The organism is Limosilactobacillus reuteri (assembly GCF_002254085.1).
Taxonomy (GTDB): Bacteria; Bacillota; Bacilli; order Lactobacillales; family Lactobacillaceae; genus Limosilactobacillus; species Limosilactobacillus reuteri_K.
Window position 1 is genome coordinate 1 of record NZ_NGPY01000035.1, and the last position, 4,873, is coordinate 4,873.

The following is a 4,873-nucleotide window of genomic DNA, read 5'->3' on the forward strand; positions in this document are numbered from 1 at the left end:
GAATTGAATACTTTACAAATACATTTATTTCAGCTAAAAGAAATGACCTTACTGCAACGGAATTTCGTTACGGCAAAGCCAATTAATTTTTATTATTTAGTGTGTAAACTTGACAGGGTACAGTACCTCAAATCGCACATCTTTTTTTACAAAATGTTAGTTTACATAATATCCCTAACGGTTAATAAATTGATGTTCAATCTCTGACAATAGCCCAGCATGATTGTTATCGTATTTTGTAACTTTATCAGCAACTTTCAGCAGGTCAGCTGTAGCATTTTTCATTGCATATCCATAGCCAGCTTCTGATAGCATCTCAATATCGTTTGAAGTATCCCCGAAAGCAACTACTTGATCTAGAGTTCCGTTTAAGTAGTTCTCAACTAGTCTTTTTAATCCCAAGGCCTTATTTACACCCGCTGGTAGGATATCAATGCCATAAGCTCCACTATAAGTTGCTTGAATTAAGCCTGAAAAGTGTTCATTTAATTGATTTACATATCCTTGGATAATAGTTTGGGGTAATTTGCGCTTGGCCCAGCCAATGTTTAAGTTATAAATTGGTTCAGTGATTTTTTGAAGATCAGAAAAATATGTGTGGTGGGGATAAAAAGGGACCGGAACATCTCGATACTGTTCAGCAAGGATTGTTTGTGTTTCGCCAGATAAAGATAGGATGTCAAGGCTAGGGAACGTATGCTTAATAAAAGCATAAAGCTGTTGCAGTGTCGCAATTGAATGAGTCTTGCCGTATACAGATTTGCCGTTTATTATTAGTCGTCCGCCATTTTCTGCTACAAATTCTTTTGCAAGTGGACACGGCTGAAAGATCGTTGACAATGCATCGTAACTATTCCCACTTGCAATAATAAAGTGGTAGTTTTGTTGTTGTAATAGTTCAATATCTTTATTTAAACGGTTAACGTCGAATTTATCATTATCATCTAGTAAGGTACCATCAACATCGATCGCAATAAAACGATATTTTCCCATTTAATTACCTCTCTGAAACACTAATTTGCAGAAGAATCTTGTGGTTTTTCTACAGTAGTTTGATTTTTAAGTCGTTGCTTTAACTGTGCATTTTCTTTTTGCAGTTGATCAATCTTTTTCTGATACTTTTTTAATTCGTCCTTACTAATACGCGATGATTGTAATTCCTTTAATTGCTTATTAGTTTTGAGGTGATTAGAAAAGGATAGTAAGTAAATAATAATAGCTCCAATAAGTAAGCAGATAAAAATTAGCAGCACTAGGGGCATCTTTACTTGGGCCCCAAAAAGATTGACTACTACGGTTGCTGTATTTAATAGTGCAAAGATAGCGATTATAATTAAAATAACGATTGAAGCAATGGTTGTAGATTGCTTTTTCATGGAAAATTCCCCCTCATGTTTTTTGTAACATATCTATTATATTAACTTAAGAAGTGCTGGTAAAGGAGAAGGGGGAATAAATAAGCATCATCGGTATTTGTACTTTTTAAATAAAATTGACAAATTAGCTTTATTTTTTTAATAAATGCGCTAAAATAGAAACATAAGGCGTCCTTAGTGTAATGGATAGCACATGAGATTTCGGTCCTCATGATCCGAGTTCGACTCTCGGGGGACGCATTTTTGAGAAAATATGGTGAAACATGAAAATCCTACAATCGTTGTTATATCAATGATTGTAGGATTTTTTAGTGTTTTAAAAAAGTATGGAAAAATATAAAAAAGTACAAAGTCGGTACACCTTTGGTACACTAGTGTACCAAACTAAAATTGGTTCAAAGCATTGACAATTTTGTTATCAGTTTTTCCTTTGTATTCATCTATTAAATAAGCGTAAGTATTCATTGTTGTACGAATATCACTATGACCAAGACGTTTGCTGATTGGATATATTTCCATACCTTTAGCAAGAAGTAAGGCAACGTGACTGTGCCGTAAACTGTGGAAGTGAAAATTTTTTCGGTGAATACCTAATTCATCTAACAATTGTCGAAGCATTTTATTGACTGCGTTGCTAGTAGGAATAGTACCAAACTGAGTCATAAATACCATATTACTAATATGCTTTTCCTTCAATTGAGAAAGCAATTGTAGAAGAGTTTGATTTACTTTGATGGTCCGATTAGACGATTTATTTTTAGTTGGCTTGAAAGAATGAGTGTACATATTCCAGGACTTATTAACAGTAATGGTTTGATGTAGCCAATTAATATCATTCCATGTTAATGCTTGAATCTCAGATAGTCGCATTCCAGTATAAATGGCTGTGATAATCATATAACGACTGGTATATATATCTTGCTGACTGATCTCAGCTTCGGCTTTTTCAAGCAGTTTTTTAATTTCTTCTTCATTTAAATAATCAACTTTTACTTCTTTATCCTCCTTAGCTACCAGTGTAACGTTTTGAGTAAAATCCTTAATCAGATAATCATCTAACATCGCTGACCGGACACAAGCGCGAACAATGTTATTTACTTCTTTGACAGTATGTGGGGCGTGAGTAGCTCCATACTTATTAATAAATCTTTGATACATTTTGCGATCGATATGTTTGAATTCAGTATCAGCAAAGAAGCTATTTAATGCCTTTCGAGTAAATTCGTAACGCTTGTAAGTAATTTCAGCTACTTTAGGTTTCTTATACGTCTCAATCCACTGATCGTAATAATCAATAAATTTGATTGTTTTCTTAATGTTGATTCCTTTGTTTAGTTTGGCTTTTTGTTCAACTGCCCACTCTTTAGCTAATACTTTAGTAGGAAAACCGCCTTGACTTTTAGTTTGTCGTTTTCCTTCACTGTCATACCATGAAATTCGAGCTTGCCATTTTCCATAACGTTTTATTATTGAAGCCATACTTGTCCCTCCATTATTAAATTGTGTATAATGAAAGGGTTGAATTGAGACCTGTAAATCTTATTCAACCCTGGTCCATCTCCTATGCCAGTAGGGGATGGGCTTTTTTAATTTACCAGCTTTTTATGTCATCAGGGTTTGGACATAATATTAAATTATTTCAAGGTGTACATTATCATAAGATTCAATTTCTAAATTAGGACTAGCAAATAATAATTCCGAGGCTTTACCACGTCGCTTATTATTTGCTGAATACCTTAACTCATAAGAATAATTTTTATCGTTATCCTTAAAGTAATCAATGATATGAGAATCTACGTCATAAGTTGTTATCCAATAATTATCTTTCAAACTCATTATCTTTTGAGCTAAAATTTTATGACCTTCATTATTAAAAGAAGTAAAATACAATCCACTTCCTTGTTTAAAATATGGCGGATCAAAAAATACAAAAGAATTTTCCGAATCTAACTTTTTTTGAAGAATGGGTATTAAATCATTAGCATCATAATTTGTAAGAATAATATTATCCTTAAAGCTATGAATTTTATTAATCTTTTTAATTAGACTTTTTTTGTTAAATCTAGCGAAAATTTGAGTTGAATGAGCCTGTTCAAATCCACCGACTGGACCACCATTTATAATGCCACTTCTATTAGTTCGGTTTAGAAAGAGAGTAGCAAACGCTAGAGCTAAAGATTTTTCTCCATTTTTATGTTTTACATAATAATCATGCTGTTTTCTCCAAAAAGCGATACTTGTTTGTTTGTTTACTTCATGTCCTGTTTTGTAGTCAAATGGGACATTTTTAATTAATTTAATTAACTCTTGTGGCTTTTCCAGTATATAATACCAAACGGAATAAATTGAAATATCATAATCATTAATCCAAGACTTTTGAACTTTAGAATTGAATAGAAGCCTTATTGCTACTCCAGCACCTCCAGCAAATGGTTCAACATAGGTCCCGTTAATTTTATTTTTTTCTAAAAGATAGCTTACAAAGCTATAAAGTTGAGTCTTACCACCCGGATATCTGAATGGGGAATCTGTTTGTGGCATTTTTTGTCTCCTTATTATTTTAGCTCAGCAACAGGGGTTAACTGTGGATATGTTGATTGCACAATTATATTATATTTCTTAATCACTAAATTTAAAAAATTCTTTACTGCTAATTCATTTTCTTCAATAAAGTAATTAACAGCTACATCGACGATTCTTTGATTATCTATGAACCACTTTTTTATTTTATTTTCAGAGTTACCTTTTTTATAAGTATCCGGGCCATTACTAATTAGATTACGTTTATAGAAAGGAATGCTATCAATTAATGGATCTTGATAAAAACTATCGTTAACATCTAACCCTAATAAGAATTCCCATATTTCTAACTCAAGATAAGGTCTATAATCTTTTTCTGTTATAAATCCCTTACTTAAATCTTTATTAGGAAGCAAATTAGGGAAGAAAAGAATATCTGATTTAGAAATTTGATTGTCATTAGGAATGCTATAACCAGAACCGCTTAATTTTGTAGCTAGTTTTTCTCGTGGTACATCAGCATCAAGTATAGTTATAAAATTGCTGAAATATGAAAAGTCATAACGTATTAAAGAAACTATGTTTGTCCAACCACTTGAAAAATTTAGAAAATCAAGGTTCATACTATTAAGCTCAGGATTATCTTGTTTGAAGTATTGCAATGCATTTTGTAAGAACCAATTTGCTCTGATATCTTCAGAAAGAATAGGCACTTTAGGCTTCATTTTGGAAACAATGCCACCTGTTGAGGTTAATAATTCATTTTTGATCCATTGACTAGATGGATCTTGTTTTATTTCAATTTTACCTCTTCCTTTGGTAATATAAGTTAAAACTATTTCATTAGAGTCGGTACTGTACCCTGTCAAGTTTACACACTAAATAATAAAAATTAATTGGCTTTGCCGTAACGAAATTCCGTTGCAGTAAGGTCATTTCTTTTAGCTGAAATAAATGTATTTGTAAAGTATTCAACT

Annotated in this window: 5 protein-coding genes and 1 tRNA gene; 1 reads left to right on the forward strand and 5 read right to left on the reverse strand. The window is 32.2% G+C overall.

The window, feature by feature from the left end; translation table 11 throughout:
- Nucleotides 1–174: 174 nt before the first annotated feature.
- The gene (locus CBG10_RS07370; protein ID WP_094509810.1) at nucleotides 175–993 is read right to left on the reverse strand and encodes an HAD-IIB family hydrolase; all 819 of its coding nucleotides are present in this window, start codon (nucleotides 991–993) and stop codon (nucleotides 175–177) included.
- Between the two features lie 20 nt (nucleotides 994–1,013).
- Entirely contained in the window at nucleotides 1,014–1,376 is a 363-nt protein-coding gene (locus CBG10_RS07375) for a LapA family protein (protein ID WP_065867807.1), read from the reverse strand.
- Nucleotides 1,377–1,544: 168 nt separating this feature from the next.
- Between CBG10_RS07375 and CBG10_RS07380 the strand changes: the two genes are divergently transcribed.
- A tRNA-Arg gene (locus CBG10_RS07380) sits at nucleotides 1,545–1,616 on the forward strand.
- Between the two features lie 144 nt (nucleotides 1,617–1,760).
- On the opposite strand, the gene CBG10_RS07385 is transcribed toward CBG10_RS07380, so the two are convergent.
- The 3 genes from CBG10_RS07385 to CBG10_RS07395 form a co-directional block, all read right to left on the reverse strand.
- Nucleotides 1,761–2,855: a tyrosine-type recombinase/integrase gene (locus CBG10_RS07385; RefSeq protein ID WP_094512156.1), complete on the reverse strand. Its 1,095-nt coding sequence runs from the start codon at nucleotides 2,853–2,855 to the stop codon at nucleotides 1,761–1,763.
- 150 nt (nucleotides 2,856–3,005) lie between these two features.
- Nucleotides 3,006–3,917, reverse strand: a complete 912-nt coding sequence (locus CBG10_RS07390) for a DNA adenine methylase (protein ID WP_094512157.1) — start codon at nucleotides 3,915–3,917, stop codon at nucleotides 3,006–3,008.
- 14 nt (nucleotides 3,918–3,931) lie between these two features.
- Complete coding sequence (locus CBG10_RS07395; protein WP_143452750.1) at nucleotides 3,932–4,765, reverse strand: hypothetical protein; 834 nt, start codon at nucleotides 4,763–4,765, stop codon at nucleotides 3,932–3,934.
- Nucleotides 4,766–4,873 lie beyond the last annotated feature (108 nt).

Bases quoted from the DNA above. Each gene is read 5' to 3' on its own strand.
- CBG10_RS07370 (WP_094509810.1), bottom strand. From the start codon at position 993: ATGGGAAAATATCGTTTTATTGCGATCGATGTTGATGGTACCTTACTA.
- CBG10_RS07375 (WP_065867807.1), bottom strand. From the start codon at position 1,376: ATGAAAAAGCAATCTACAACCATTGCTTCAATCGTTATTTTAATTATA.
- CBG10_RS07385 (WP_094512156.1), bottom strand. From the start codon at position 2,855: ATGGCTTCAATAATAAAACGTTATGGAAAATGGCAAGCTCGAATTTCA.
- CBG10_RS07390 (WP_094512157.1), bottom strand. From the start codon at position 3,917: ATGCCACAAACAGATTCCCCATTCAGATATCCGGGTGGTAAGACTCAA.